The 26,406-nt window shown below is 73.1% G+C and carries 24 protein-coding genes and 1 pseudogene; 14 read left to right on the plus strand and 11 right to left on the minus strand.

Features of this window, described 5'->3' with window-relative positions:
• Window positions 1-4: 4 nt before the first annotated feature.
• From ACIBCJ_RS01785 to ACIBCJ_RS01805, 5 genes are read left to right on the plus strand one after another with little or no spacing between them, the layout of a single operon-like run.
• On the plus strand, window positions 5-193 hold the full coding sequence (locus ACIBCJ_RS01785; protein WP_133884991.1) for a hypothetical protein: 189 nt from the start codon (window positions 5-7) through the stop codon (window positions 191-193).
• 20 nt (window positions 194-213) lie between these two features.
• Window positions 214-921 carry a hypothetical protein gene (locus tag ACIBCJ_RS01790; RefSeq protein ID WP_365978782.1) on the plus strand — a complete coding sequence of 236 codons (708 nt, stop codon included), beginning with the start codon at window positions 214-216 and terminating at the stop codon, window positions 919-921.
• Complete coding sequence (locus ACIBCJ_RS01795) at window positions 918-1,910, plus strand: DUF6895 family protein (protein WP_362511271.1); 993 nt, start codon at window positions 918-920, stop codon at window positions 1,908-1,910. The genes ACIBCJ_RS01790 and ACIBCJ_RS01795 overlap by 4 nt, the downstream gene beginning before the upstream one ends.
• Window positions 1,907-2,827: a DUF6895 family protein gene (locus tag ACIBCJ_RS01800; RefSeq protein WP_365978781.1), complete on the plus strand. Its 921-nt coding sequence runs from the start codon at window positions 1,907-1,909 to the stop codon at window positions 2,825-2,827. Before ACIBCJ_RS01795 ends, ACIBCJ_RS01800 begins: the two co-directional genes overlap by 4 nt.
• Window positions 2,824-3,903, plus strand: coding sequence for a serine hydrolase domain-containing protein (locus ACIBCJ_RS01805; protein WP_365978780.1), 1,080 nt, complete (start codon window positions 2,824-2,826; stop codon window positions 3,901-3,903). The genes ACIBCJ_RS01800 and ACIBCJ_RS01805 overlap by 4 nt, the downstream gene beginning before the upstream one ends.
• Window positions 3,904-3,967: 64 nt before the next feature.
• On the opposite strand, the gene ACIBCJ_RS01810 is transcribed toward ACIBCJ_RS01805, so the two are convergent.
• Window positions 3,968-5,344: a trypsin-like serine protease gene (locus ACIBCJ_RS01810; protein ID WP_362092002.1), complete on the minus strand. Its 1,377-nt coding sequence runs from the start codon at window positions 5,342-5,344 to the stop codon at window positions 3,968-3,970.
• Between the two features lie 197 nt (window positions 5,345-5,541).
• Window positions 5,542-7,203 (minus strand): alkaline phosphatase D family protein, encoded by a 1,662-nt coding sequence (locus tag ACIBCJ_RS01815; protein WP_362092005.1) that lies wholly within the window; start codon window positions 7,201-7,203, stop codon window positions 5,542-5,544.
• 234 nt (window positions 7,204-7,437) lie between these two features.
• Between ACIBCJ_RS01815 and ACIBCJ_RS01820 the strand changes: the two genes are divergently transcribed.
• Window positions 7,438-7,743 carry a hypothetical protein gene (locus tag ACIBCJ_RS01820; protein WP_362092008.1) on the plus strand — a complete coding sequence of 102 codons (306 nt, stop codon included), beginning with the start codon at window positions 7,438-7,440 and terminating at the stop codon, window positions 7,741-7,743.
• Window positions 7,744-7,791: 48 nt separating this feature from the next.
• Here the strand turns inward: ACIBCJ_RS01820 and ACIBCJ_RS01825 are convergent, their stop codons facing one another.
• The gene (locus ACIBCJ_RS01825; RefSeq protein ID WP_365978779.1) at window positions 7,792-8,592 is read right to left on the minus strand and encodes a class I SAM-dependent methyltransferase; all 801 of its coding nucleotides are present in this window, start codon (window positions 8,590-8,592) and stop codon (window positions 7,792-7,794) included.
• Window positions 8,593-8,859: 267 nt separating this feature from the next.
• On the opposite strand from ACIBCJ_RS01825, the gene ACIBCJ_RS01830 reads away from it, so the two are divergent.
• The 3 genes from ACIBCJ_RS01830 (at window position 8,860) to ACIBCJ_RS01840 (ending at window position 10,963) form a co-directional block, all read left to right on the plus strand.
• Window positions 8,860-9,540 carry a PAS domain-containing protein gene (locus tag ACIBCJ_RS01830; RefSeq protein ID WP_362092014.1) on the plus strand — a complete coding sequence of 227 codons (681 nt, stop codon included), beginning with the start codon at window positions 8,860-8,862 and terminating at the stop codon, window positions 9,538-9,540.
• Window positions 9,541-9,548: 8 nt separating this feature from the next.
• Window positions 9,549-10,526, plus strand: a complete 978-nt coding sequence (locus tag ACIBCJ_RS01835) for a threo-3-hydroxy-L-aspartate ammonia-lyase (protein ID WP_365978778.1) — start codon at window positions 9,549-9,551, stop codon at window positions 10,524-10,526.
• 77 nt (window positions 10,527-10,603) lie between these two features.
• A complete protein-coding gene (locus ACIBCJ_RS01840; RefSeq protein WP_133884980.1) occupies window positions 10,604-10,963 on the plus strand; it encodes a cupin domain-containing protein in 360 nt (119 codons plus the stop codon).
• A 90-nt stretch (window positions 10,964-11,053) separates the two neighbouring features.
• Here the strand turns inward: ACIBCJ_RS01840 and ACIBCJ_RS01845 are convergent, their stop codons facing one another.
• The 8 genes from ACIBCJ_RS01845 to rhaI all read right to left on the minus strand — a co-directional run bounded on the left by ACIBCJ_RS01845 (window position 11,054) and on the right by rhaI (window position 21,003).
• Window positions 11,054-12,364 (minus strand): ABC transporter permease, encoded by a 1,311-nt coding sequence (locus ACIBCJ_RS01845; RefSeq protein WP_362092021.1) that lies wholly within the window; start codon window positions 12,362-12,364, stop codon window positions 11,054-11,056.
• Window positions 12,365-12,367: 3 nt separating this feature from the next.
• The gene (locus ACIBCJ_RS01850) at window positions 12,368-13,159 is read right to left on the minus strand and encodes an ABC transporter ATP-binding protein (protein ID WP_393523671.1); all 792 of its coding nucleotides are present in this window, start codon (window positions 13,157-13,159) and stop codon (window positions 12,368-12,370) included.
• 120 nt (window positions 13,160-13,279) lie between these two features.
• Window positions 13,280-13,927, minus strand: coding sequence for a lactate utilization protein C (locus ACIBCJ_RS01855; protein ID WP_362092024.1), 648 nt, complete (start codon window positions 13,925-13,927; stop codon window positions 13,280-13,282).
• Window positions 13,924-15,402 (minus strand): LutB/LldF family L-lactate oxidation iron-sulfur protein, encoded by a 1,479-nt coding sequence (locus tag ACIBCJ_RS01860; protein ID WP_362092027.1) that lies wholly within the window; start codon window positions 15,400-15,402, stop codon window positions 13,924-13,926. Before ACIBCJ_RS01860 ends, ACIBCJ_RS01855 begins: the two co-directional genes overlap by 4 nt.
• Window positions 15,399-16,154 (minus strand): (Fe-S)-binding protein, encoded by a 756-nt coding sequence (locus ACIBCJ_RS01865; RefSeq protein WP_362092030.1) that lies wholly within the window; start codon window positions 16,152-16,154, stop codon window positions 15,399-15,401. Before ACIBCJ_RS01865 ends, ACIBCJ_RS01860 begins: the two co-directional genes overlap by 4 nt.
• Before the next feature lie 77 nt (window positions 16,155-16,231).
• A complete protein-coding gene (locus tag ACIBCJ_RS01870; protein ID WP_365978777.1) occupies window positions 16,232-17,686 on the minus strand; it encodes a rhamnulokinase family protein in 1,455 nt (484 codons plus the stop codon).
• Complete coding sequence (locus ACIBCJ_RS01875; protein WP_365978776.1) at window positions 17,683-19,722, minus strand: bifunctional aldolase/short-chain dehydrogenase; 2,040 nt, start codon at window positions 19,720-19,722, stop codon at window positions 17,683-17,685. The genes ACIBCJ_RS01870 and ACIBCJ_RS01875 overlap by 4 nt, the downstream gene beginning before the upstream one ends.
• Before the next feature lie 120 nt (window positions 19,723-19,842).
• A complete protein-coding gene (gene rhaI, locus ACIBCJ_RS01880; protein WP_362092041.1) occupies window positions 19,843-21,003 on the minus strand; it encodes an L-rhamnose isomerase in 1,161 nt (386 codons plus the stop codon).
• 277 nt (window positions 21,004-21,280) lie between these two features.
• Here rhaI and ACIBCJ_RS01885 point away from each other — a divergent pair, with 277 nt between their 5' ends.
• The 5 genes and pseudogenes from ACIBCJ_RS01885 (at window position 21,281) to ACIBCJ_RS01905 (ending at window position 26,320) form a co-directional block, all read left to right on the plus strand.
• On the plus strand, window positions 21,281-22,798 hold the full coding sequence (locus ACIBCJ_RS01885) for a sugar ABC transporter ATP-binding protein (protein ID WP_362503730.1): 1,518 nt from the start codon (window positions 21,281-21,283) through the stop codon (window positions 22,796-22,798).
• Window positions 22,795-23,835, plus strand: coding sequence for an ABC transporter permease (locus ACIBCJ_RS01890; protein ID WP_362092047.1), 1,041 nt, complete (start codon window positions 22,795-22,797; stop codon window positions 23,833-23,835). Before ACIBCJ_RS01885 ends, ACIBCJ_RS01890 begins: the two co-directional genes overlap by 4 nt.
• Window positions 23,828-24,859, plus strand: a complete 1,032-nt coding sequence (locus tag ACIBCJ_RS01895) for an ABC transporter permease (RefSeq protein ID WP_362092050.1) — start codon at window positions 23,828-23,830, stop codon at window positions 24,857-24,859. The genes ACIBCJ_RS01890 and ACIBCJ_RS01895 overlap by 8 nt, the downstream gene beginning before the upstream one ends.
• Before the next feature lie 38 nt (window positions 24,860-24,897).
• Window positions 24,898-25,979 (plus strand): annotated as a pseudogene (rhaS, locus tag ACIBCJ_RS01900) (rhamnose ABC transporter substrate-binding protein).
• A gap of 20 nt (window positions 25,980-25,999) precedes the next feature.
• Window positions 26,000-26,320 (plus strand): L-rhamnose mutarotase, encoded by a 321-nt coding sequence (locus tag ACIBCJ_RS01905; RefSeq protein WP_365978775.1) that lies wholly within the window; start codon window positions 26,000-26,002, stop codon window positions 26,318-26,320.
• The last annotated feature ends 86 nt before the right edge of the window (window positions 26,321-26,406 follow it).

The following is a 26,406-nucleotide window of genomic DNA, read 5'->3' on the forward strand; positions in this document are numbered from 1 at the left end:
TGAAATGCCTTCCAAGGACAAGGTGCTCAAGGAAGTCACCCGCACCGAGAACATCGACATCGACGCGGTACTCGACCCCGCCGAGCCCGACGGAGTCTTCCGCGACAGTCGCGAGTGCGCAGCGCTCGCCCTGCAGTCCGGAGGCACCAGCCTCCTGCTCTCGCCGCCGACCCCGCGCCCGAAGAAGGGCTGACGGACCGACGGGAGAATGAGATGGAGCAGTCGAGCACATCGGCCCTCCTGCAGGGAACGGTGCTGGACCTCGCTTCAGACGTGGTCTCCGCTCTTCGGAGCGGAGACCACGTGCGAGCGGGCGGCACCCTGACCCGGGACGGCGCCGGTGACGGCGTCGCACGTGCGGCGGTACGCGTCCTGGGCGCGGACACCCTGCTGCCCAGCGTCCTGCTGGGCGTTCCGCCCGACCCCGGGCAAGTCGCCGTGTTCAAGGACGCCGTGGCGGCCCATCCGCCGCGCGACGACGCGGCACCCACCGTCGCGTGGAGCCACTGGGCCATGACCCGTGCCCTGCGCCGGGTCGAACAACCCCTGAACGGCCCCCTCGCCGACGAGCCGGACGCCGAGCCGGACGCCCGCTGGCTGGAGGACGCCGGCTGGCAGTTCCTCACCCACCAGCTCGCCGTCCTGGCCCCGCTCGCACTGCCCGGCGAGGAGTGCGCGGTCACCCGGGCGGCACGCCGCCGGCCCGTGGACGTCGCCCGCGGCTTCGTCCGGGCGGTGCGCCGCCGCGACTGGCAGCAGGCGGCCGGAGCCGGACGCTGGCTCACGCTCCTTGACGGGGTGCCGGACACCCTCGGCCTGGAGGCCGGCCTGGACTTCGTACGCCTCATGGGCGGTTCCGACCCGCGGGTGGCCCTGCAACTGGAGGCGGCGCGGCTGATGCCGGCCGGAGTCCTGCTGTGAGCGTCCGGGGCGCAGGCGTCCGGGACGTCGAGGAGGCCGCACTGGACTGGGTGTGGGCCCACCGCGACCGCTTCGCGCTCGGTGACGACGCGCTGGCGGCCGACGGGCAGGTCAACCGGACGTGGAAGCCCCTGGGCGAGCTGACCCGGGTCTGCGCCTCGGTGTCCCTGTGCACCCCGCCCCGGGACCCGCTGCACACCCGCGTCTGCGAACTCCTCGACTTCGCCTGGCAGCAGACGCACCGGGGTGAACTCTTCCCGCTCATGCAGTCGCTGGAGCCCTTCGCCACCTATCCGCTGGAGGTGTACGCCGCCTTCGCCTCGGCCGGACTGCGCCACCCCGGCTACGAGGCGTCCGCCGCCGTGGTGGCCCGCACCCGGGGCTGGCGGCTGACCGAGCAGTACCCCACCCGCCGCCTGGGCGTGCTCGAGGCCGAGCGGCACAGCGGCATCCCGCCGCACGGGGACGCGCCGCGGGCGCTGGAGCGCACCTGGCTGGGCGGCCTGCCCGAGCCGTGGACCTTCGAACGCGCGGCCGGATACGCGCTCACCCACGTCGTCTTCCACCTGACCGACTGGGGACGCGCCGCACGGGGCGTGCCGCCCGGCCTCGCGGACTACCTGCTGCACTGGCTGCCGCCCTGGCTCGACACCTGCCTGGACGCCCGGATGTGGGACCTGAGCTGCGAGCTGCTCGCGGTCGCCGCGAGCCTGCCGCACCCGCCGGAGCCGGCCGTCCTGGAGGACGCCTGGCAGCGCGTCGCCGCCGCCCAGGACCGCTCCGGCGCGATCCCCGAGGAAGGCGCCGCCCAGGACGCCGCCGGGCCCGACCCGGCACCGGACCCCTACGACTTCGCCGACTGCTACCACTCCACCCTGATGGCGGCGTTCGCGGCGGCCCTCACCACGGCGGCCACGACCCGCCCGCCGGACGTGCGGCGCACCGCGCCCCGCCGAGGACAGCACGCCGGACAAGGAGCGCCGGGATGACGGACACCCGCCTGATCCACCGCGTCGGAGCCGGTGCCCTGGAGTGGCTGTGGGCCCACCGCGACGGATTCCGCCTGGAACCGGATGTGCACCCCGAGATCGGCTTCCTGGAACGCTTCAAGCCGATCGGCGAACTCGCCCTCATCTGTACGGTGCTCTTCCGCGAGGGCGTCGCCGGGTCCCGGCAGGCCCAGCTCGCGCGCCAACTGCTCGACCACACCTGGCGCGAGACCCTGGACGGCGGCCGCATGCTGGTGCGCGCCCAGCGCATCGAACCGTTCTCGCCCGTCCCCTTCGAGGTCTACCTGCCGTTCAAGGAGCTGGGCCACAGCCAGCCCGAGATCGAGGCCGCCACGCTCCTCAACCACCGGCTGGACAGCTGGACACGCTTCCCGGTGACCCCCACCCGGCGCCTCGGTCTGTCCGCCTTCCAGCGCCGCTTCGGCCTGAGCGCCCGGCCGCCCGAGGCCGAACTCGCCGCCACCACCTGGCTGGCGGGCACCCCCGAACCGTGGACGGTCGAGGGCCACACCGCGTACGACATCACGCACACCGTCTTCCACCTCACCGACTGGGGCGAGAACCCCGGCGGGCTGCCGCCCGACGTCGCCGACTACCTGGCCGTTTGGCTCCCGGTCTGGATCGACGACTGGCTGGACCTGGAACGCTGGGATCTGCTCGGCGAACTCCTCGTCGTGGACGCCTGCCTGCCCCGGCCCACCCTGGACGAGGCCGCCTGGCGGGGCTTCGCCGCCGCGCAGCAGCCCGACGGCGCCATGCCCGCCGTACGCACCATGCCCGAGGGCGACGCCGACACGGTGTTCGACGTGGTCTACCACCCGACCCTGGTCGCTGCCTTCGCCTCCCTGCTGGCCACCTCACGCGCCCTCACCGAGCTGGCGCACTCCGCGTCGTGACGGGCCGTCGTACGCCCTGGCCGGGCGTCCCCGACTCCGACGAGCACGCCGTGCCGGAGCCCGGGCCGGCCGACGACGCGGCGCTGCGCGGGCGGCTGGCCGAGGCCGTGGACACCTCCGACGCGCCCGACGTCGTCTTCGCCGTCTCCCGGCGGGGCCGGCGCACCCTGCACAGCGGCGGCACCGCGCCGCCGCCCGACGTCCCCCGCGAGGCCCTGCGCTACGAGATCGGCTCGGCGTCCAAGACGTTCACCGCGCTGCTGCTCACCCGCCTGATCCGGCGCGGGGTGCTCACCGGCGGCGAGGCGGCCGCCGACTGCCTGGATCCCGGCAGGCCGGCCGGCCCGCACCCCGTGACGCTCGCCCACCTGATCACCCACACCTCGGGACTGCCCGCCCTGCCGTCCGACTTCGTGCGCCGGGGCCTGCCCGCCTGGCGCACCAACCCCTACGCCCGCTACCCGGCCGAGCGGCTGACCGACACCTTCCTGCGCCACCCGCCCAGGCACCGGCCCGGAACCCGCTGGCACTACTCCAACTACGGCGTCTCCGTGCTCGGCCACGCGATCGCCGCGACCACCGGCACTCCCTGGGAGGACCTGATCGGCGGGCAGGTGCTGCGCGCACTCGGGCTCAGCGGCACGGCGCTGCGGGCCCACGGCCCCGGGACCGACGCCGTCGGTCACCGCAAGGACGGCCGCACCCCCGTCCCCGCCTTCGACGCGGGCGGTTTCGTGGCCGCGGGGGCCGTCCGCTCCACCCCCTTCGACCTGCTCACCTTCCTGGAGGCGCACCTGGACCCGGCCCGTTCACCGGCCGCCGGCGCGCTGCGGGCGGTGCGGGTGCCGGTGCTGCGGCGGGGCCGGGGGCACCGGCACGTGCACACGGTGGGCTGGTTCCGGCATCCCACGGACGGCGGACCGATGTACTTCCACAGCGGCGCCACCCTGGGCCAGCAGGCGTTCCTGGGTTTCCGGCCGGACACGGACACCGCCCTGGCGGCGGTGTGCACCCGGCGGTTCCGCGCCCGGGACCCGTTCATCGCCACCGCCTACGCGCTCCTCGCGGAGGGATAAACAGACGCGTCCGGCGCGGGACCGCGTCGAGCGGTCCCGCGCCGGAGACGGAGTACGACGCCGGTCAGACCCGCTGCCACAGGGCCGGCGTGCTCGCCGGTGATCCCGCGCCCTGCGCCTGGTGGCTCTGCAGGCACCGGTAGCGCACCCCGTCGAAGGACACGGTGGTGCCGACCTCGTAGACCCGGCCCGCGGCCCACGCGTCCGCCGCCGCGTTGTCCTGCGGCGCGGGCGTCTGCGACGCCGCGGAGGTGGTCTTCAGGGTGAGGCCGAAGTCGCTGAGCGTCGGGTTGATCGGCTGGTAGAAGGTCGTCCCGCCGTTCGTGCAGTCGCCCGAGCCGCCGGAGGTGGTGCCCTGCGCCTGCGTGCCCGACACGTAGGGGCCGCCGGAGTCGCCGGGTTCGGCGCACACCGTCGTCTGCGTCAGCCCGGCGACGGTGCCCTCCGGGTAGGTGACGCTCGTGTCGTGCCGCTGCACGGTCCCGCAGTGCCAGCCCGTGGTCGAACCGGAACGGCACACCGACGCCCCCACCAGCGCCTCCACCGACCCGGCGATCTGGATCTTCTCGCCGTCCTGTGCCTTCACGTCCGGTGTGGCGGTCCAGCCGGAGTTGACCGCCACCCAGGCCATGTCCTTGCCGGGGAAGGTCGAGGCCTGGAAGGTGCCCTGGGCGGCCTCGTTGAACCCGGTGGTGGTGGCGCCCGGGGTGCCGCAGTGCCCGGCCGTGGCGAAGCCCTGCTGCTCGTCCTTGGTGACGGAGAACCCGATGGAGCAGCGGGCCTGGTCGTCGATGTAGAAGGCGTCGCCGCCGACGAGGTCCTCCAGCACCCGGGGCTGGTCGGACGAGACCTGGACGTCGACGTCCTTGTCCGACACCCCGGCGACGGCGAGGAAGGCCTTCGCGAGGGCCTTGCCGGTGGCCTGGACGGCGACCCGGTTGGCCTTCACGTCGACGGACCAGACCGGTGTCTGCCGGGTGCCCATCCGCACGGCGGCGGTGTCCAGCTTCTCCTTGACGGCGCGCAGCTCCGCCAGGTTCCGGTCGACGACGGCCGCCTCGGCGCCCTGCGCCTCGATGGCCGCGGTGTCCGCGGCGTCGGTGGTGGCGACGGTCAGCTCGGCGGAGGTCGCACCGCTCACCCAGGCACCGGCGAAGCGGTCGCCCAGCGTGTTGCGCAGCATGCCCGCACGGGTGCCCGCCTCGGCCTCGTTGACCAGCCGGGCCGCCGCCTGCCCGGGCGCCAGCTTCAGGTCGCGCTCCATGGCGCTGAGCAGCCGCGCCGGGGCCACGGCGGCGTCCGGCGTGCGGGCCGCGGCCGGCCGCGGTCCCGGGACGGGCGGCGGCGCGGCCGACGCGGCCGAGGGAAGTGCGGTCAGGACCAGGGCGCCGAGCGCGGTGAGGGCTGCGCGGCGGCTGCGCGCGGCATGTCTGCCGACCATGCGATGTGCCTCCTTCGAGTGCTGTGCGAGACAGCGGTGTGCGGTGGGCGACCGTGGATGTCGGTGCGCCTGCGGCGAAGTCACAGGCCTTGCCGCAAAGATCCGCGGTGATGCCCGGCGCGGGCCTGTTTCGCGCGATGGGGGACGCCGTGGGTGCCATGTGCAGTACGCGGGCGGCCTCGTGCGGGCGGGCGGGGTCAGGCGGGTTTCAGTCCCGGCTCGCCGGCCTCGGTGACGAAGGACGCGACCGTGGTGACCGGGGCGCCGGGGGTGCTGATGGCGGAGACCGTCCGGAAGTCGAGGTGGGTGGCCTGCCGGCCGAGTTCGGCCCGGACGTAACCGCGCTTGCCGTTGTAGAACTTCATGTGCGGGTTGGCCTGCATGTACAGGTCCCAGTTGGCGGGCTTCTCCACGCCGTCCCGGCCGCTGGCCACCGAGGTGCAGGTGACCTCGGTGCCGACGGTGGCGGAGTCCGGGTCGTCGAAGTCCTCCTTGACGTCGAGGGCGTAGCCCACGTGCACGTCACCGGTGAGGATCAGCCAGTTGTCGACCCCGGCGGCCTTCGCCCCGGCGATCACCCGGCCGCGCGAGGCGCGGTAGCCGTCCCAGGCGTCCATGGAGAGCGCGGCGTCGGCGGTCACGTCGAACTTGCGCTGGGAGAAGCACACCTGCTGGGGCATCACGTTCCACAGCGCCGTCGAGCCCTTCCAGCCGTCCAGCAGCCACTGCTCCTGCGCGGCGCCGGTGATGGTGCGCGCCGGGTCGTCCGACTCGGCCCCGGGGGCGTGCGGCCGGTCGTCGTAGGCCTGGTCGGAGCGGTACTGGCGGGTGTCGAGGAGGTCGAACTGGGCGAGCGTGCCCCAGTGCAGGCGGCGGTACAGCTGGGCGTCCGGGCCCTGCGGCAGCTGGGCGGCGCGCAGCGGCTGGTTCTCCCAGAACGCGCGGTAGGCGGCGGCCCGGCGCAGCAGGAACTCCTCCGGCGGGATGTCGTTCTCCGGGATGCTGCCCGCGTAGTTGTTCTCGGTCTCGTGGTCGTCCCAGGTGACGACGAAGGGGTGGGCGGCGTGCGCGGCACGCAGGTCCTCGTCGTTCTTGTAGAGGGAGTAGCGCAGCCGGTAGTCCGCGAGGGTCATCGTCTCCCGGTTGAACACGTCGGGCAGCGTGACGCCGGTGTAGTGCCGTTCCCCGCCCTCGGGGTTCACCGCGTACTCGTACAGGTAGTCGCCGAGGTGGAACACCACGTCCACGTCGTCCTGGGCGACGTGGCGGAGCACGGTGTAGTAGCCGTCCATGTAGGCCTGGCAGGCGACCGCCGCGAGTTTCAGCGAAGAGGTGGCGCTGCCCGCCGCGGGCGCCGTGCGGGTGCGGCCCGCGGGGCTGAGCCAGACACCGGCGCGGAACCGGTAGTAGTAGACCGTCCCGGGCGTCAGGCCCTTCACGTCGACGTGGACGCTGTGGTTGTACTCGGCGTGGGCGTCGGCGGTGCCGCGGAAGAGGACGCCCGCGAAGTACTCGTCGAGGGCCACCTCCCACTCGACCGTCACCCGCTCCGTGCCCATCCCGCCGTCCTCCAGGAACGGCTCGGGCGCCAGCCTGGTCCACAGCAGCACCGAGTCCGGCAGCGGATCGCCGGAGGCGACACCGAGGGTGAAGGGGTCCTTGTCGATCCGGGCCCTGCGCTGGGGGGCGGCGACCGCGCCGCGGGCGGGCAGGTTGGTGGAGAAGGCGAGCGCGGCGGCGGCCGCGGTCACGGTGAGGAAGCGCCGCCGGCCGAGGTGCCGGACGGCGGCGCCCATCACGGCGTCGTGCGGGGAGAAGGCGTGCTCGGCCAGTGCGCCGGGACGGCCCGTGGTCGCCATCTGCTGTCCTCTCGTACGGGGCGTGGCAGTCCGTGCCGGGGGTCCCGTCGCTCGGCGGCGCCGGCCCCGCGATGCGCGGACCCCGCATGCTAAGCAGACAAAACGCCCCAAACGGGCAGGGCTTGCGGAGTGATCACACAGGAGGAGGTACGCGCGTGTGGGCGCGGCACCCTCGGGGCACCCGGAAGCCGCGAGGCGTGGGCGTACGGGAGAGGAAGGCGGAGGGCCGAACCGATGGCCAGGACACGGCGTTACGACGTGGCGGCCTCCGGCCGCTGGTGGGACGAGGACGACAACCGCTGGCTGCCGGCCGGCGAGGTGCACGCGTGGGAGCAGGGCAGGAACGAGACCGTGTGCGGTCTGTCCCTGCACCGCTCACGGCTCTCCCGGTTCTCCGGCGTCGCGTGGACCGACGTGCTGCCCGAGTCCGGCGGCGCCGCCGACGCCGTGCGCCGGGTCTGCCCCCGCTGTGCCGCCGCGGCCGGCCGCCGGGGCGCGGACGCCCGGCCCGCCTGGCGGCGCGTCAATCCGCGCCCGTAGAGGGCCGGCACCCGCCTCGGCCGGCGGCGGTCGCGTCCGCTCCGTGGTCTACGACGGGAGCGGCGAACGGCTCACCCGGATCTTGGACTGGCCGTGCGGCCGCTTCTCCCAGTCCTCCATGAACCGCGCGTGCAGTCTGTGCCGGGCGGCCAGGGTGAGCAGGGTGTCCGTGCGGTAGTAGAAGTCCTCGCGCAGCACCTGGTGCTCGGTGTCCTCGGTCCGGTCGAAGGTGAGGTCGAAGAACCCGGTGTCGGTCAGGACGCGGCCGACGTGTGCGAGGCACTCGTCGATCACGCGCGGCGGCGAGTGCGAGAAGACGCTGTGCGCGTGGACGACGTCGAAGTGGTTCTCCGGCAGGAAGTCCAGGCGGAGGTCCGCGGTGAGCGTCAGGTGGGGCAGCTTGGCCTGCAGCCCGCGTTCGGTCACCGTCTCCTTGGCGGCGATCAGGATGTCCGGCGAGATGTCGACGCCGTAGTAGTGGCCGGTGTCGAGGTGGTCGATGAACCGCCAGCCGCCGCGCAGGTTGCCGCAGCCGATGTCCAGCATGCGGTGCCCGGGTCGCAGCCCGTGCTCCATCAGGTAGTCGAACTGCATCGCCCCCAGTGCCAGCCAGCGGTCGTGGGTACGGCTCCCTACCGCGGCCTCGGGACTGCGCCGGGTGTCGGAGGTCATCACCGCGCGGTAGTAGCCGACGTGGTCCGGGTGCCGGGCGCGCAGCCACGCGTCCCGGCCGGCCCGGCGGAGGTACGGCGCGACGCGCTCGGGGTGGCGCAGGGCGTACCCGAGCTTGTGCGTGAGCGCGGCGCGGTTGCCGCGCGGCTTCCTGGGGGACCTGGCGTCCTCGGGCATGGGGGGCGACCTCCGTACGAGCGGCTCGGGCGGGGGGAGTGCCGCGCGGGGTCCGGTGGTCGCCGGCCGCGTCGGCCTCGTGGGCAGCGGGACACATACCCGTGCCGGGCCGCGGGCTCCCGCGGTGTCCGGCCGACGGGTGACGCCTGTCGGGCGGGAAGCGCTGGACTGTTCGTCCAATTCCTGGACGTGTAGTCTGGACGTGGAGTCCGGGAAGAGGAGTCCACCAGAGCAGTCCCCGCGGGGAGACGGAGCCAGGAGGGCCGGATGACCGAAGCCGCACCGGACGCCGAGCGCGATGCCGTCCTGGCCGCGCTGCGCCCCGTCGTCGAGGGGATCGCCGCGACCTTCGGACCGGTCTGCGAGGCGGTGCTGCACGACTACCGTCACCCCGAGCACTCCGTCGTCGCCGTCGCCGGCTCGGTGACCGGGCGGACGGCGGGCGGGGCGATGAGCGAGATCGGCATGCGCGTGCTCGCCCGCGGCGACGAGGCCCGCGACGAGCTGAACTACGTCACGCGAACGGCCGACGGCACGCTGCTCAAGTCCTCCACCATGGTGCTGCGCGACTCCACGGGCTCCGTGTTCGGCGCCCTGTGCGTCAACCTGGACGTCACCGCCGTCGACCGGGCCCACGCCCTCCTCGGCGCCCTCGCCGGCACCGCCCGCACCCCGGCCGATGTACCGGCGACCACCTTCGGCGACGACATCGACGCCGTGGTCGACGCCATCGTGGACGACCACCCGCTGCGCCGGGACACCAGCTGGGCCGCGCTGGACCGGGACCGGCGGCTCGAACTGTTCCGCGACCTCGACGCGCGCGGCGTGTTCGCCGTACGCCGCTCGGTCGAGCACGTCGCCGCCCGGCTCGGCATCTCCCGCGCCTCCGCCTACCACTACCTCTCCCAGGCCCGCGCCGTCACCGGACCGGCCGCCGACACCCCCTGAGGACACCCGTGACGACCACCACCCCGCCGGTCACCCTCGACGACGTCCGCTCCGCCGCCGCCCGCATCGAGGGCGTCGCGCACCGCACGCCCGTGCTGCGCTCGCGCACCCTGGACGCCAGGGTCGGCGCCGAGGTCTTCCTCAAGTGCGAGAACCTCCAGCGGGTCGGCGCCTTCAAGTTCCGCGGCGCCTACAACGCGGTCTCCCGCCTCACGCCGGAGCAGCTGGCCCGGGGAGTCGCCGCCTACTCCTCGGGCAACCACGCCCAGGCGGTCGCCCTGGCCGCCCGCGAGTTGGGCACCACCGCCGTGATCGTCATGCCCGAGGACGCGCCGCCGTCCAAACGGGACGCCACCGCCGGTTACGGCGCCGAGATCGTCACCTACGACCGCTACACCGGCGACCGCGTGGCCCTCGCCGAGGCGCTGGCCGCCGAGCGGGGCCTGACCCTGATCCCGCCCTACGAGCACCCGCACGTCATCGCCGGGCAGGGCACCGCCGCCCTCGAACTGGTCGAGGAGACGGGCGAGCTGGACGCACTGGTCGCACCGGTCGGCGGCGGCGGACTGATCGCCGGGAGCGCCACCGCGGTCAAGGGCCTGCACCCCGGCACCCGGGTGATCGGCGTCGAACCGGAGGCCGGTGACGACACCAGGCGCTCGCTGGCCGCGGGCCGGCGCGTGACGGTGCCCGTCCCGCGCACCATCGCCGACGGCCAGGCCCTGCCCACCCCCGGCGAGCTGACGTTCTCCCTCAACCGGCGGCTCCTGGACGACGTCGTGCTGGTGTCCGACGACCAGATCCGCAGCGCCATGCGCTTCGCCTTCGAACGGCTGAAGACCGTCCTCGAACCCAGCGGCGCCACCCCGCTCGCCGCCCTCCTCGCCGGCCGGATCGACGCCCTGCCCGGCCGCGTCGGCGTGATCCTCTCCGGCGGCAACGTGGACGCGGCCCGCTTCGCCGGTCTCTGCGGCGCGCCCCGCTGACGGCGGGCGTCCCCCGGATGGCGCCCCCGGGTTGACAGGTGGACGATGGAGTGGTGGGCCAGGGAAGGAGGAGCGTCATGCTGGAGGCAAAGACGCTCGACAAGCCGGACGAGCGACGCGATTTCCCCCGCGGGCACATCGAGGCCGTGCACATGGAAGGGCTCGACTTCGCCGTCGCCACCTTCGAGCCGGGATGGCGCTGGTCGGAGTCCGTGGCGCCGATCGCGGGCACCGACAGCTGCATGATCCACCACAACTGCTACGTGGCCGAGGGACGCATGCACATCCGCATGGACGACGGCGCGGAGAGCGAGGTGGGTCCAGGCGACGTGTTCGTCTGCTCGCCCGGCCACGACGCCTGGGTCGTCGGGGACGGACAGTGCGTCGTGTACGACTTCGCAGGCAGCATGGCGAAGGAGTACGCCAAGGCCGACTAGCCACGTCGGGAGGCAGGAGGAAAGGGGCGACCGCCACGGCGGCCGCCCCTTCGCTCGCCCCGGGTCTCGCCCCGGGTCTCGCCCCGGCTCTCACGCGGCCGGTGTCACCGCCCGCACCGCCGGCGTCCGCAGCACCCGCCGGGCCGTGCCCAGGCTCGTCCCCAGCGTCACCGCGGCCGACACCGACACCATGGTGAGCCACACCCCGGGGAACTGGTCCGGCAGTACCGCGTCGGTGCGGACCACCGTGAACGGCACCACACCGGCCAGCGCGGCCGCCGTGCCGAGCAGGACCCCCGTCACCGTGAGGATCACGCCCTCGACGGCCACCACACCCAGCACCTGGCCGGGCGTCGCCCCCGCCAGCCGCTGTTGACCGAATTCACGCGAGCGGTAGGTCGTCGCCGCGTACAGCGAGTTCACCAGCATCACGCAGACGAACACCGCGATGATGCCGACCACCGTGAGGTTGAGCGTCTCCAGGTTCTTCGCGTCGACCGACTTGACCAGACCAGAGGCCTTCACCGCGTCGCTCTCCACCGCCTGCATCGTGACCGTCGCCGTCGACACGGCGGTGAACATGATCAACGAGACCAGGACCCCGGCCAGATGGACCGCCCGCTCCCGCAGGTTCCGCACGGCCAGCCACCCGCTCGCACCGCTCAGCGGCAGCCGGTCGAGAAGGCCCTTCAGCAGACGCGGCGACAGCAGCGCGAAACCGGCCGACAGCAGGATCGCCCCGTAGGCCGGCGCCGCCATCAGCGCCTCGTCCGTCGCGGAGAAGAAGAAGGTCGAGCAGGCCCCGAGTGCCCCGGTGACCAGCGCCGCGTACGCCAGGAACCGCTTCGCCCCCGCCCGCTCCCGGCCGCCCCGCGTCAGCCGCCGCACCGCGAGGAACGCGGCGCCCGCGGACGCCAGCAGGGTGATGTCCACGCCGCTCAGCAGCGCGACCGGACCGAAGGAGTAGTCCACGGACCGGGCCACCTGGCCGCTGTCCTGGAACATGTCCAGCAGCGCCCGTCCGCCGAGCATCGCCGGGCCGATCGCCAGCGCGGCGCCCACCAGCGCCACGGCCACCGCCTCGCCCACGACCATCCGCTTGAGCTGCGCCGGGGTCGCCCCCGAGCAGCGCAGCAGCTCCAGCTCGGCGGTGCGCTGACGCACGTTGACCGTCAGCGTCGAGGCCACCGCGAAGAACACCAGCAGGGTGCCGTACCCGCCGACGACCCCCGCCGCCGTGCCCAGGGTCTGAGAGCTGACCGGGTCGACGCCGTCCTGCCCGGCCGTGTCGTGCATCGAGTTGAACGTCATGATGATCGCCGCCCCCAGGAAGGCGGACAGCAGCGTCGCGAGGAAGCGTCCGGGGCGCCGCCGGATCGACCGCAGAGCGAGAACGACCATCGCTCACACCCCCGCCGGCACGTCGTCGCCCAGGTGCGCCAGGCGCTCCGCGACCGCGTCCGGAGTCGGGGCGTCCATCCGCCCCGCCGGCCGGCCGTCGGCGAGGAACACCACCGAGTCGGCGTACGAGGCGGCCACCGGGTCGTGCGTCACCATGACCACGGTCCGCCCGTGCACCCGCACCGCCTCCTGGAGGAGCAGCAGCACCTGCCGGGCGCTGCGCGTGTCCAGCGCGCCCGTCGGCTCGTCCGCGAAGATCACCCGCGGTTCGGTGACGAGGGCCCGGGCGATCGCCACCCGCTGCCGCTGACCGCCGGAGAGCTGGGCGGGACGGTGACCGAGCCGGTCCCCGAGGCCGACCGACGCCAGGACCTCCCGCACCCGCTTCCGGTCGACGCGGCGTCCGGCCAGCTTGAGCGGCAGCACCGTGTTCTGCGCGACGGTCAGCGTCTCCAGCAGGTTGTACTGCTGGAAGACGAACCCGACCCGGCCCCGCCGGAACCTCGTCAGCTCCGCCTCGCCGCCGCCGGTCAGCTCCGTGCCGTCCACGCAGACGATGCCGCTGTCCGGCCGGTCCAGGCCCGCCGCGCACTGGAGCAGCGTGGACTTGCCCGAACCGGACGGTCCCATCACCGCGGTGAAGGTGCCGCGCCCCAGGCTCAGCGTCACACCGTCCAGGGCGGTCACGGCGTTGTCCGCCGAGCCGTACGTCCGGGTCACCTTGACGAGCCGGAGGGCCTCCGGGGCGGGGCCCGGGTCGTGGGAGCCTCGTGCGCCGGAACGAAACATCGTCATCACCTTCCGTGCGGCCCGCCCTGTGCGGCGCCTCGTGGAAGACGCTACGGAGAGCGGCGCCCTGCCACACGGGGCGCAGAGCCCGTATCGGAGGGTGTACTCAGCGACACCCCGGCCGCGCTACGGGCCGCCCAGCAGCACCACCTCCAGGGTGCGCGGACCGTGCACCCCCTCGACCCGGTCCAGCTCGATGTCGCTGGTCGCGGAGGGGCCGGAGATCCACGTCAACGGGCGTGTCGGGTCGAGGCGTCGGAGGGCCTCGGGCACCGACGACACGACCTGCCCGGGCACCCGCACGACGCAGATGTGGTGGTCGGGGACGAGGCTGATGCGCCGCCGCCCCTGGTCGGGGGAGCCGTCCAGGACGATCGTGCCGGTCTCGGCGACGGCGACGGCGCAGCCGGTCACGACGCTCTCCACCCGGTCCAGCTCGTGCGGTGTGCTCGCCGCCCGGTCGTGCACGCGGGCCGGACCGGCGGCCGGCATCCACCCGGGCGGCAGACCCGGCGGCACCAGCACCTGCCGGGAGCCGCGCTCGGCGAGCAACCGCTCGATGAGCAGCGGAAGTTCCTCCTCGTCCGCGCGGTGCACGACCGCCCGGTAGTCCGCCAGGTTCTCGGCGAGCAGGTCCACCGTCTTCGCGGCCGACCGGTGCCCGTGCTCGCGCAGATAGTCCCGCGCGACGGCCTCCTCGTAGGGCCTCGGGTCGGCCGGCACGTCCGCCAGCGCCCGCCGTACCCGGCCCAGGACCCGTTCCCTGCTGCTCACTTGGCTCCGCCCTTCCCGCCGTGCGTGCGCTGCCACCAGTCCCGGAACGGCTCCGCGGGCACCGCGGGCAGGTCCCGGCTGCCGCTCCACGCCCGGCCGGGACCGGGCAGCGTGCGCGGGTGCAGGCGGCGGGTGCGCGAGGCCAGCCGCTGCCCGGCCCGCAGCGCGCCCGGGTGCGTGAACGCCCACTGCGCCGCCCGCATCGCCGCCCGCTCGGCGGCATGGCCCTTGGCGGGCTTCAGCACCACCCGGTTGCCGTGCCGGACGGCCGGCCCGCCCTGCACCACCCGCTCCCGCAGGTGCACCAGCACCTCGGGGATGTCGATGGCGACCGGGCACACCTCGTAGCAGGCCCCGCACAGCGAGGAGGCGTACGGCAGCGAGGCGTCGATCTCGCTTCCGGTGCCGCGCAGTTGCGGGCTGAGGATCGCGCCGATCGGGCCGGGGTAGACCGAGCCGTAGGCGTGACCGCCGGCCCGCTCGTACACCGGGCAGACGTTCAGGCAGGCCGAGCAGCGGATGCAGCGCAGCGCCTGGCGGCCGACCTGGTCGGCGAGGGTGTCGGTGCGGCCGTTGTCCAGCAGGACCAGATGGAAGGTGCCGGGGCCGTCCTCGTCGGTGGTGCCGGTCCACATGGAGGTGTACGGGTTCATGCGTTCGGCGGTGGAGGAGCGGGGGAGGGTCTGCAGGAAGACCTCCAGGTCCCGCCACGTCGGCACGATCTTCTCGATGCCGACGACCGAGATCAGCGTCTCGGGCAGGGTCAGGCACATCCGCCCGTTGCCCTCGGACTCCACGACCACCAGCGTGCCGGTCTCCGCCACGACGAAGTTGGCGCCGGAGATGCCGACCCTGGCCCGCAGGAACTTCTCCCGCAGGTGCAGCCGGGCCGCCTCCGCGAGTTCGGCGGGCGTGTCCGTCAGGTTCTCGGGCGCGGGACGGCCCCACTCGCCCATTTCGGAGCGGAAGATGTCCCGGATCTCCCCGCGGTTGCGATGGATGGCGGGGACCAGGATGTGCGAGGGCCGGTCCTTGCCCAACTGCACGATCAGCTCGGCGAGATCGGTCTCGTAGGCGTGGATCCCCCGCGCCTCCAGTGCCTCGTTGAGGGCGATCTCCTGCGTCGCCATCGACTTGACCTTGACGACCTCCCTCTCACCGGTCTCCTCGACCAGCCGGGCGACGATCTCGTTGGCCTCGTCCGCGTCCGCGGCCCAGTGCACGGTGCCGCCGGCCGCCGTGACCGCCTCCTCCACCTGCACCAGGTACCGGTCCAGGTGGCGCAGCGTGTGGTCCTTGATCTGCTTCCCGGCCTCGCGCAGCGCCGCCCAGTCGTCCAGCTCGGCGACCGCGCGGGCCCGCTTGTCGCGGATGGTGCGGGTGGCGTGGCGCAGGTTGCCGCGCAGCGTCGTGTCGCCCACCGCCTCCCGCGCCGCCACCGGGAAGGCGGGCATCCCCACGAACGTCCCGCTCATACGGCCGCCGCCTCCTCGGTGCTCGCCAGGATCTCCGCGATGTGCACCGGTCGCAGGCCCGTGCGCAGCCGCGTCATGGTCCCGCCGATGTGCATCAGACAGGAGTTGTCGGCCGCGCACAGCACGTCCGCGCCGGTGGATTCCGCGTTGCGCACCTTGTCCGCTCCCATCGCCGCCGACACGTCGGAGTTCTTCACGGCGAAGGTGCCGCCGAACCCGCAGCACTCCTCGGCGCCCGGCAGCTCCACCAGCTCCAGCCCCTTCACCGCCTCCAGCAGCCGCCGCGGCCGGTCGCCCAGGCCGAGGCTCCGCAGGCCGTGGCAGGTCGGGTGGTACGTCACCCGGTGCGGGTAGTACGCCCCCACGTCCGTCACCCCGAGCACGTCGACGAGGAACTCCGTCAGCTCGTACGTCTTCGGCGCCACCGGCGCCAGCGTGGCCGCGAGCGCGTCCCCGCGGCCCTCCGCCCGTGCCCGCTCGCCCATCCGCGGATACAGCTCCCGCACCATCGCGCCGCACGAGCCCGAGGGCGTCACGATCGCGTCGTGGTCCGCGAACACGTCGGCGAAGTGCCGGGCCAGCGGCTCGGCCTCGTGCCGGTAACCGGTGTTGTAGTGGGCCTGTCCGCAACACGTCTGAGCCATCGGGAAGTCGACCTCGACACCGAGCCGGGTGAGCAGCTTCACCACGGCACGGCCCGTGTCCGGATAGAGCGTGTCGTTGACGCAGGTCAGGAACAGGGCGACACGCATCGCGGCTCCTCGCTGTCGGTCGTGGGACGAACGTGAGTGCAGGCTAGTCGGCCGGCCGGGCCGGGGGGAGCCGCGGCTCACCGGTCGGCGATCCGGGCCGCGGCCGCCCGCCACCGGGCCGTGCCGCCGCGCGGCTCGTACCGGGTCAGCGGCTGCGTGCGCGCCAGCAGCCGGCGCATCGAGCGGAGGTCGCCGGCCAGTCCGTGCACGCGAGCCTGCACCAGGACGTTGCCGAGCGCGGCGGCCTCCGTCGGCCCCGCCACCACCGGCAGCCCGCAGGCGTCGGCGGTCAGCTGGCACAACAGCGCGTTGCGCGTGCCGCCGCCGACCACGTGCACCACGTCGACGGGGTGCCCGGCCAGCCGCTGGGCGTCCGCCACCGCTCCCCGGTGGGCCAGCGCCAGCGAGTCGAGGATGCACCGGGTCACCTCGGCGGGCGTGCCCGGCACCGGCTGCCCGGACGCCCGGCACGCCTCCGCGATCCGCTCCGGCATCCGGCCCGGCGCCAGGAACGCCGCGTCACCCGCGTCGACCACCGACCGCAGCGCCGGTGCCCGGGCCGCCGCGCGCAGCAGCTCACCCAGATCCGGGTCGCCCCAGGCCCGTACGCACTCCTGGAGCAGCCACAGCCCCATGATGTTGCGCAGGTAGCGGACGGTGCCGTCCAGCCCCAGCTCGTTGGTGAAGTTGGCGGCCCGGCTCTCCTCCGTCAGTACGGGAGCGGCCAGTTCGAGGCCGGCCAGCGACCAGGTGCCGGTGCAGATGTACGCGAACCGTTCCCCCGTGGCCGGTACGGCGGCCACCGCGGAGGCGGTGTCGTGCGAGCCGACGGCCGTCACCGGCACGGGTCCCGTCAGCCCCGTCTCCTCCAGCACCTGAGGCCGCAGCAGCCCCGCCGGATCGCCGGGCCGGCGCAGCGGCGCGAACAGGCCGAGGTCGATCCCCAGCCGGTCCGCCACCTCCCGCGACCAGTCCCCGGTGCGCGGATCGACCAGCTGGGTGGTGGAGGCGTTGGTCAGCTCCGTGCCCTGCTCGCCGGTCAGCCAGTAGGCCAGCAGGTCGGGGATCAGCAGCAGCCGCCGGGCCGCCGCGAACTGGGCCGTGCCCCGGGCGGCGACGAGCTGGTACAGGGTGTTGAAGGGCGCGTACTGCAACCCGGTCGCCGCGTACAGCTCCGCGGCCGGCAGCGTGGCCCAGACCCGCTCCGCGACACCCTCGGTGCGGGCGTCGCGGTAGTGCGCGGGGTTGCCGAGCAACGCCCCGTCCGCGTCCAGCAGACCGTGGTCCACGGCCCAGCCGTCCACGCCGACCGAGTCCACCCGGCCCGCCGCCCGCAGCCCGTCCAGCACACCGGCGTACAGCGCGAGGACGTCCCAGCGCAGGCCCTCCGGGGTACGGACCGGACGGTTGGGGAACCGGTGCGCCTCGGTCAGCTCCAGCCGGTCCGGGCCGACACGGCCGACCATGACGCGCCCGCTGGACGCGCCGAGGTCGACCGCGGCGTACGCCCTGACGTCCCCGGCGGTGCTCATCGCAGGAAGGCCGCGGCGACGCCGGCGTCGACCGGGACGTGCAGGCCGGTGGTGTGGGTCAGGTCGCCGCCGGTCAGCGCGAACACGGCGTTCGCCACGTGCTCGGGCAGCACCTCGCGCTTGAGCAGCGTGCGCTGTGCGTAGAACTCGCCGAGCTTCTCCTCCGGCACCCCGTACACCGCCGCGCGCCGGGCCCCCCAGCCGCCCGCGAAGATCCCGGAACCCCGCACCACACCGTCCGGGTTGACACCGTTGACGCGGATGCCGTGCTCGCCCAGCTCGGCGGCCAGCAGGCGCACCTGGTGGGCCTGGTCGGCCTTGGTGGCGGAGTAGGCGATGTTGTTCGGGCCGGCGAAGACCGCGTTCTTCGACGCGATGTAGACGATGTCGCCGCCCAGTCCCTGCGCGGTCATCACCCGGGCCGCCTCGCGCGAGACGAGGAAGGAGCCGCGGGCCATGATGGCGTGCTGGAGGTCCCAGTCCTCGGCCGTGGTCTCCAGCAGCGGCTTGGAGACGGAGATGCCCGCGTTGTTGACCACCAGGTCGACCCCGCCGAAGGCGAGCACGGCCGCCTCGAACGCCCCGGCGATCTGCTCCTCCGAGGTGACGTCGACGGTCACGGCCACGGCCCTGTCGTCCCCGCCCAGCTCCTCGGCGACCTCGGCCGCGCTCTCGCCGTTCAGGTCGGCCACCACCACGCAGGCGCCCTCGTCGACCAGCCGCCGGGCGATTGCCCGGCCGATCCCGCTGCCCGCACCCGTCACCAGGGCGACCCGCGTGGCCAGCGGCTTCGGCTTCGGCATCCGTTGGAGCTTGGCCTCCTCCAGCGCCCAGTACTCGATGCGGAACTTCTCCGACTCCTCGATCGGCGCGTACGACGACACCGCCTCGGCGCCGCGCATCACGTTGATCGCGTTGACGTAGAACTCCCCGGCCACCCGGGCGGTCTGCTTGTCCTTGCCGAAGCTGAACATGCCCACGCCGGGCACCAGCACGATCGCCGGGTCCGCGCCGCGCATGGCGGGGGAGTCCGGTTCGGCGTGGCGCTCGTAGTAGGCGGCGTACTCCTCGCGGTAGGCGGCGTGCAGCTCCCCGAGCCGGGCGACGGCCTCGTCCAGCGGCGCGGTCGGTGCCACGTCCAGGACCAGCGGCCGCACCTTGGTGCGCAGGAAGTGGTCCGGGCAGGAGGTGCCGAGCGCGGCGAGCCGCGGGTGCTCGGCCCGCGCGAGGAAGTCCAGCACGACGTCCGTGTCCGTGAAGTGCCCGACCTGCGGCCGGTCCCGCGATGCCAGCCCCCGCACGTACGGCGCCAGCGCGGCCGCCCGCCGACGCCGCTCGGCCTCGGGCAGCGGAGCGTACGCCTCGACCACCGCGCCGAACGGCTCGGCCTTCCCCCGTTCGGCGAGGAATGCCTCGGCGGTGCGGATGATGTGCAGCGAGTTGCGCTCGCACTCCTCGGAGGTGTCGCCCCAGGCGGTGATGCCGTGCCCGCCCAGCACGCAGCCGATCGCCCGCGGGTGGGCGTTCTTCACGGCGGCGATGTCCAGACCGAGCTGGAAGCCGGGCCGTCGCCACGGCACCCACACCACGGTGTCGCCGAAGCACTCGGCGGTCAGCTCCTCGCCGTCCGCCGCACAGGCCAGCGCGATCCCGGAGTCCGGGTGCAGGTGGTCGACGTGCGCGGCCTCGACGAGTCCGTGCATCGCCGTGTCGATCGAGGGCGCGGCGCCGCCCTTGCCGTGCAGGCAGTAGTCGAAGGCGGCGACCATCTCGTCCTCGCGCTCGACGCCCGGGTAGACGTCCCTGAGCGCCCGCATCCGGTCCAGCCGCAGCACGGCGAGGCCCGCCGCGGTGAGCGTCCCGAGGTCCCCACCGGACCCCTTGACCCACATCAGCTCGACGTCACCCCCGGTGACGGGATCGGTGCCGGTGCCCTTGGCGGAGGCATTGCCACCCGCGTAGTTGGTGTTCCGGGGGTCGGAACCGAGCCGATGGGAGCGGGCGAGGAGGGCGGCGGCTTCGGGGTGAGATGTCATGACGGTGCCTTTTCGGTCGAGGGGGAGGAGACGCGCCCCCGAGGGGCGCGGGGAACTGCGCGACCAGCCACAACCGGCCCGCAGCCCGCGAACAACACAAACCCGGCAGACGCTTGCGGACTAGGCCCCCCACCCCGCCTGTTCGCCACCGACCCGCTCGGCGACAACCTTCTCGCCCCAACCGGACGCCCGGTAAGCCTTGAGGGGCTCGGGGTCCAGCCCCGACTCCTCCCGCACCTCCCGAAGAAGCGGCCGCACATCCGTGTTGTACGCGTCCATCAGCACCGCGTTGGCCTCCAGCACATCCCCCGACGCCTGCGCGGCGGCCAGCGCCGCCCCGTCGACCAGCAGCGCCTTCGCCGTGGCCTCCTGCACGTTCATCACCGACCGGATGATGGCCGGGATCTTCGCCTCGATGTTGTGGCACTGGTCGAGCATGAACGCGACGTCGGACGTGAACCCGCCCCCGCGCACCACCTCGTACATGATGCGGAACAGCTGGAACGGGTCGGCCGCGCCCACCATCAGGTCGTCGTCGGCGTAGAAGCGCGAGTTGAAGTCGAAACCGCCGAGCTTCCCCTCCCGCAGCAGCGTCGCCACGATGAACTCGATGTTCGTGCCCGGCGCGTGGTGCCCGGTGTCGACCACGACCTGCGCCTTGTCGCCCAGCTTCAGGCAGTGCGCGTACGCCGTTCCCCAGTCCGGCACGTCCGTCGTGTAGAACGCCGGCTCGAAGAGCTTGTACTCCAGCAGCATCCGCTGCCCCTCGCCGAGCCGCTCGTACACTTCGGCCAGGCCGTCCGCCAGCCGGTCCTGCCGGGCGCGGACGTCGTCCTGGCCGGGGTAGTTCGTGCCGTCGGCGAACCACAGCTTCAGGTCGCCGGACCCGGTGGCGTCCATGATGTCGACACACTCCAGCAGGTGGCCGACGGCCTTCGCGCGCACCGCCGCGTCGGGGTGGCAGATGCTGCCGAGCCGGTAGTCGTCGTCCTGGAAGGTGTTGGAGTTGATCGCGCCGATCCGCACCCCCCGCTTCTCGGCGTGCGCGGCCAGCGCGGCGTAGTCCTCGACCCGGTCCCAGGGGATGTGCAGCGCCACGGTCGGGGCCACGCCGGTGAACTCGTGCACCTTGGCCGCGTCGTCCAGCTTCTCGAACGGGTCGCGCGGAACGCCGGCCTGGGCGAACACCTTGAAGCGGGTACCCGAGTTGCCGTACGCCCACGACGGCGTCTCGACGGCCTGGGTCCTGAGCGCGGCTTTCACCGCGGCGAGCTCGGTCACTTCGGCGCTCCTGTGGCATCGGGTCGTGGTCCGCTGTGAGCACGACCTAGGTGTGAAACGATTCAGAACGTGAAGCTATGAGCCGCCCGAAGGGGTGTCAACCCTTCCGGCCGCCCCGGCGCACCGTGACTCCGTCGTAACCTAAGGCGTTCGACACTTTTTCGATCCGGAACCATTGACGCGACATGGCCCCGCTGCCTAACGTCCCCGGCAACCGAGTTGAAACCTTTCACGACACCGTGAGGGCCATCCCGCCCGGTGTCGTCGAGGAGCCCCCATGACCCACCCGTCCGACACGGGTACGGCCCCGGTCCTGGCGCTCAGGGACGTCTCCAAGTCCTTCGGCGCGGTCCGTGCGCTGCGGGACGTCTGCCTGGAGCTGTTCCCCGGCGAGGTGCACGCCCTCGCCGGCGAGAACGGTGCCGGAAAGTCGACCCTCATCAAGACGCTGGCCGGAGTGCACCGGCCGGACGCCGGCCAAGTGCTGCTCGACGGCGCGCCGGTCGTCTTCCACGGTCCCGGCGACGCCCGCGACGCCGGTATCGCCGTGATCTACCAGGAGCCGACCCTCTTTCCCGACCTGTCGATCGCCGAGAACATCTTCATGGGCCGCCGGCCGCGCCGCTCCCTCGGCCGCATCGACCACAGGGCCACCCGCGCCGCCACCGCCGCCCTCATGCTGCGCCTCGGTGTCGAACTCGACCCCGACCGGCCCGCGCGCGGGCTGTCCATCGCGGACCAGCAGATCGTGGAGATCGCCAAGGCGCTCTCCTTCGACGCCCGCGTCCTGATCATGGACGAGCCGACCGCCGCCCTCACCGGCAGCGAGGTGGCCCGGCTCTTCGGCGTGGTGCGCACCCTGCGCGAACAGGGCGCCGCGGTGCTGTTCGTCTCCCACCGGCTGGAGGAGATCTTCCGCATCTGCGGGCGGGTCACCACCCTGCGCGACGGCGCCCGGATCGCCGCCGAGCCGCTGGCCGGCATGACCGAGGACGACCTGGTGCGCCGCATGGTCGGCCGCGACCTCGACGAGCTGTACCCCAAGCAGGAGGTCACCCCCGGCGAACGGGCCCTCAGCGTCCGCAGGCTGACCCGTGAGGGCGTCTTCACCGACGTCTCCTTCGAGGTGCGCCGCGGCGAGATCGTCGCGCTGGCCGGGCTGGTCGGCGCCGGACGCACCGAGGTCGCCCGTGCCGTCTTCGGCGTCGACCGCCGGGACGCCGGGGAGGTCGAGGTCGACGGGAAGCCGCTCGTCAACGGCTCGCCCTCCGCCGCGATGGCCGCCGGAATCGCCCTCGTCCCCGAGGACCGCCGCGCCCAGGGGCTCGTGATGGGCATGTCCATCGAGCGCAACATCGGCCTCACCGGCCTGCGGACGACCGTCAGGGCCGGCCTCGTGGACCGCGGCGCCGAACGCAGCCGCTCCCTCGACTGGGCCGTCAGGCTCCAGGTCAAGTACGCCCGCCTCGCCGACACCGTCGCCACCCTGTCCGGCGGCAACCAGCAGAAGGTCGTCCTCGCCAAGTGGCTGGCCACCGGCCCGAAGGTGCTGATCGTCGACGAACCCACCCGCGGCATCGACGTCGGCACCAAGGCCGAGGTGCACCGGCTGCTGAGCCGGCTCGCAGCCGACGGCGTCGCCGTCCTGATGATCTCCTCCGACCTGCCCGAGGTGCTCGGCATGGCCGACCGCGTCCTGGTGATGCACGAGGGACGTCTGACCGCCGAGCTGTCCCGCACCGACGCCACCGAGGAGACCGTGATGGCCGCAGCCACGGGGAGGGTCGCCGCATGACGGTCACCGCACCAGACCAGGCTCCCCCGACCGACGTGCCGGGGGCCGGCGCCACCCGGCTGGTGGACCGCATCTTCCGGATGCGCGAACTGGCCATCCTGCTCGTCTTCCTGGTGATGATCGCCGTCACCCAGGCCGGGAACAGCGAGTTCCTCTCCGAGCAGGGCATCAAGGACCTGCTGCTGAACGCGACCATCCTGGTCCTGGTCGCCACCGGGCAGTCCCTGGTCGTCATCACCCGCAACGTCGACCTGTCCGTCGGCTCCACCCTCGGCATCAGCGCCTTCGCCGCCGGCACCTTCCTCCAGGGCGGCGGCAACCCCCTCGTCGCCGTGCTGCTCGCGGTGCTCCTCGGCGTCGGCCTCGGCCTCGTCAACGGCCTGCTGGTCAGCCTCGGCCAGGTGCCCGCCCTGGTCGTCACCCTCGGCACCCTCTACATCATCCGCGGCATCGACTCCATCTGGGTCGGCTCCCGCCAGATCACCGCGGCCGACCTGCCCGGAGGCTTCGTCGACTTCGGCTCCGGCGGCATCTCCGCCGTGCCCTGGCTCGCACTGATCGCGTCGGCGGTGCTCGTCGCCACGGCGTACTACCTCAAGCACTTCGGCGGCGGACGCGAGCTGTACGCGCTCGGCTCCAACCCCGAGGCCGCCCGGCTGGCCGGCATCCCCGTCCGCAAGCGGATCCTCGCCGCCTACACCTGCTGCGGCGCCCTCGCAGGACTCGCCGGCGCCCTCTACCTCGCCCGGTTCGGCAACGTCGACTCCGGCACCGGCAACGGCTACGAACTGACCGTCGTCAGCGCCGTGGTGGTCGGCGGCGTGGTCTTCACCGGCGGTTCCGGCAGCGTCTACGGCGCGGCCCTCGGCGCGCTGCTGCTGACCTCCGTCAACAGCGTGCTGCCCGCCCTCGGCGTCAGCTCCGTGTGGGTGCTGGCCATCAACGGCGTCCTGCTCGTCCTCGCGATCGCCGTCGACCGGATCGTCGCCCTGCGCGTGGCCGACGCCCTGAAGAAGAGGAACGCCCGCCATGGCTGACAGCTCCCCGAAGCGCGCCGTCCTGCGGCCCGCCTCCTTGCGGTGGGACGGGGCCGTGGGCGTCCTGCTCGTGGTCGTCCTGCTGCTCTCCTTCGGCTTCGTCGACGGGTTCGGCAACGCCCTCAACCTGTCCTTCCTCATCGGCAACACCCTGCCCATCGCGCTCATCGCCCTGCCGATGACCCTGCTGGTCGTCTCCGGCGAGATCGACCTGTCGGTCGCCTCCACCGCGGGCCTGTCCGGCGCGGTGATGGGCGCCCTGTGGAACCAGGGCATGAGCATCGAGACGATCATCCCGCTGTGCCTGCTGCTCGGGGTGGCCTGCGGCCTCGTCAACGGCCTGCTGGTCACCCGGCTCGGGCTGCCCTCCCTCGCCGTCACCATCGGCACACTGGCCGCCTACCGGGGCATCGCGCAGATCGTCCTCGGCTCCGACGCGGTGACCGACTTCCCCTCGCAGTACCTGGACTTCGCCGCCGGACGCGTCGACGGAACCTTCCTCCCGTACGCCTTCCTCCCCTTCCTCGTGCTGTTGGCCGTCGCCGTGGTCGCCCTGCACGCCACGCCGTTCGGCCGGTCGCTGTTCGCCGTCGGGGCCAACGAGGAGGCCGCCCGCTTCGCCGGCATCCGGGTCAAGCGGCAGAAGCTGATCCTGTTCACGCTGACCGGTCTGATGTCGGCCCTCACCGGCGTCTTCTGGGCGCTGCACTACGCCAGCGCCCGCTACGACAACGCCACCGGCCTGGAACTCTCCGTCGTCGCCGCCGTGCTCCTGGGCGGCATCGACTTCGACGGCGGCAAGGGCACGCTCGGCGGGGCGATCGCCGGGGTGTTCCTGCTCGGCGCGTTGCAGAACGTGATGAGCCTGCGGGACGTCTCCGCCCAGTCCCAGACCGTCGTCACCGGCGTCCTGCTCGTCCTCTCCGTGCTCGGCCCCCGCCTCGCACGGCAGATCTCCGTCGCGAGGGCCGGACGCAGGGCCGCCTCGGCGCCCCCGCCCGAGGCGCCCGCACCCACCGCGTGATTCCGTCCCGGCTCACCCACCCCCGTAAGGAACCCACCATGCGCAAGTCGTCCGTCCGCCGCACCTGCGCGGTCCTCGCCGCCGTCACCTCCCTCGCCCTGGCGGCCACCGCCTGCGGCGGCACCACGAAGGAGGACGTCAAGGACGAGGGGGCAAGGCCGCCACTGCGGGCAAGGCGGACCCGAACGCCGAGACGAAGAAGGGACTGACCGTCGGCTTCCTGCCCAAGCAGGTCAACAACCCCTACTTCACCGTCGCCGACAAGGGTGGCGAGAAAGCGCTCAAGGAGCTGGGCTCGAGCTACAAGGAGGTCGGCACCTCCAGCGGCACCGACACCGCCGGCCAGGTCTCCTACGTCAACACGCTCACCCAGCAGCAGGTCGACGCCATCGCCGTCTCCGCGCAGGACCCGGGCGCGCTGTGCACCGCGCTCAAGCAGGCCATGAAGAACGACATCAAGGTCGTCACCTACGACTCGGACACCAACGCCGAGTGCCGCAACGCCTTCATCTCCCAGGCCTCCGCGGACGACATCGGCCGCACCCAGGTGCAGCAGCTCGCCGAACAGATCGGCAACAAGGGAGAGATCGCGATCCTGTCCGCCGCGCAGACCGCGACGAACCAGAACGCCTGGATCGACATCATGAAGGACGAGCTGAAGGACCCGAAGTACAAGGACGTCAGGCTGGTCAAGGTCGCCTACGGCGACGACGACGCCCAGAAGTCCTTCCAGCAGACCCAGGGCCTGCTCCAGGAGCATCCGGACCTGAAGGGGATCATCTCCCCGACCACCGTCGGCATCAAGGCCGCCGCCCAGTACCTGTCCGGCTCCAAGTACAAGGGCAAGGTCAGGCTGACCGGCCTCGGCACCCCCAACGACATGCGCACGTACGTCAAGAACGGCACCGTCGAGGCGTTCGAGCTGTGGGACCCGGCCAAGCTCGGCGAGCTGGCCGCCCGCACGGCCGTCGCCCTGTCCTCCGGCCAGATCACCGGCAAGGAGGGCGAGACCTTCGAGGCGGGCGCCCTGGGCGAGTACACCATCGGCAAGGACGGGGTGATCGACCTCGGCAAGCCGACCGTGTTCACCGCCGACAACGTCGACGACTTCGACTTCTAGCCCCGTAGGGAGGGGCCTTCGTGCAACGCGTCTGTTTCCTGCTCAAGGTCCGCCGGGACCGCATCGCTCAGTACCGCGAACGCCACGCCGCCGTGTGGCCGGAGATGTGCGAGGCACTCTCCGCCACCGGCTGGCACAACTACTCGCTCTTCCTGCGGGACGACGGCCTGCTCGTCGGCTACCTGGAGACCGAGGACTTCGCCGCCGCCCGGGCCGGCATGGAGGCCACCGAGGTCAACGGCCGCTGGCAGGCCGAGATGGCGCCCCTCTTCGAGTCCCTCGACGGCGCCCGCCCCGACGAGGCGATGAAGCCGCTCACCGAGGTCTTCCACCTCGCCTGACGGGGCCGTCCAGGGGCGGCGCGGGTACTGTGTGAAGGTCCTGCGGCCGCCCCTCACCCCCAGCCCGACCTCGGAGGTCCCTGCCC

It is taken from the genome of Streptomyces sp. NPDC051136, assembly GCF_044455745.1.
Lineage (GTDB): Bacteria > Actinomycetota > Actinomycetes > Streptomycetales > Streptomycetaceae > Streptomyces.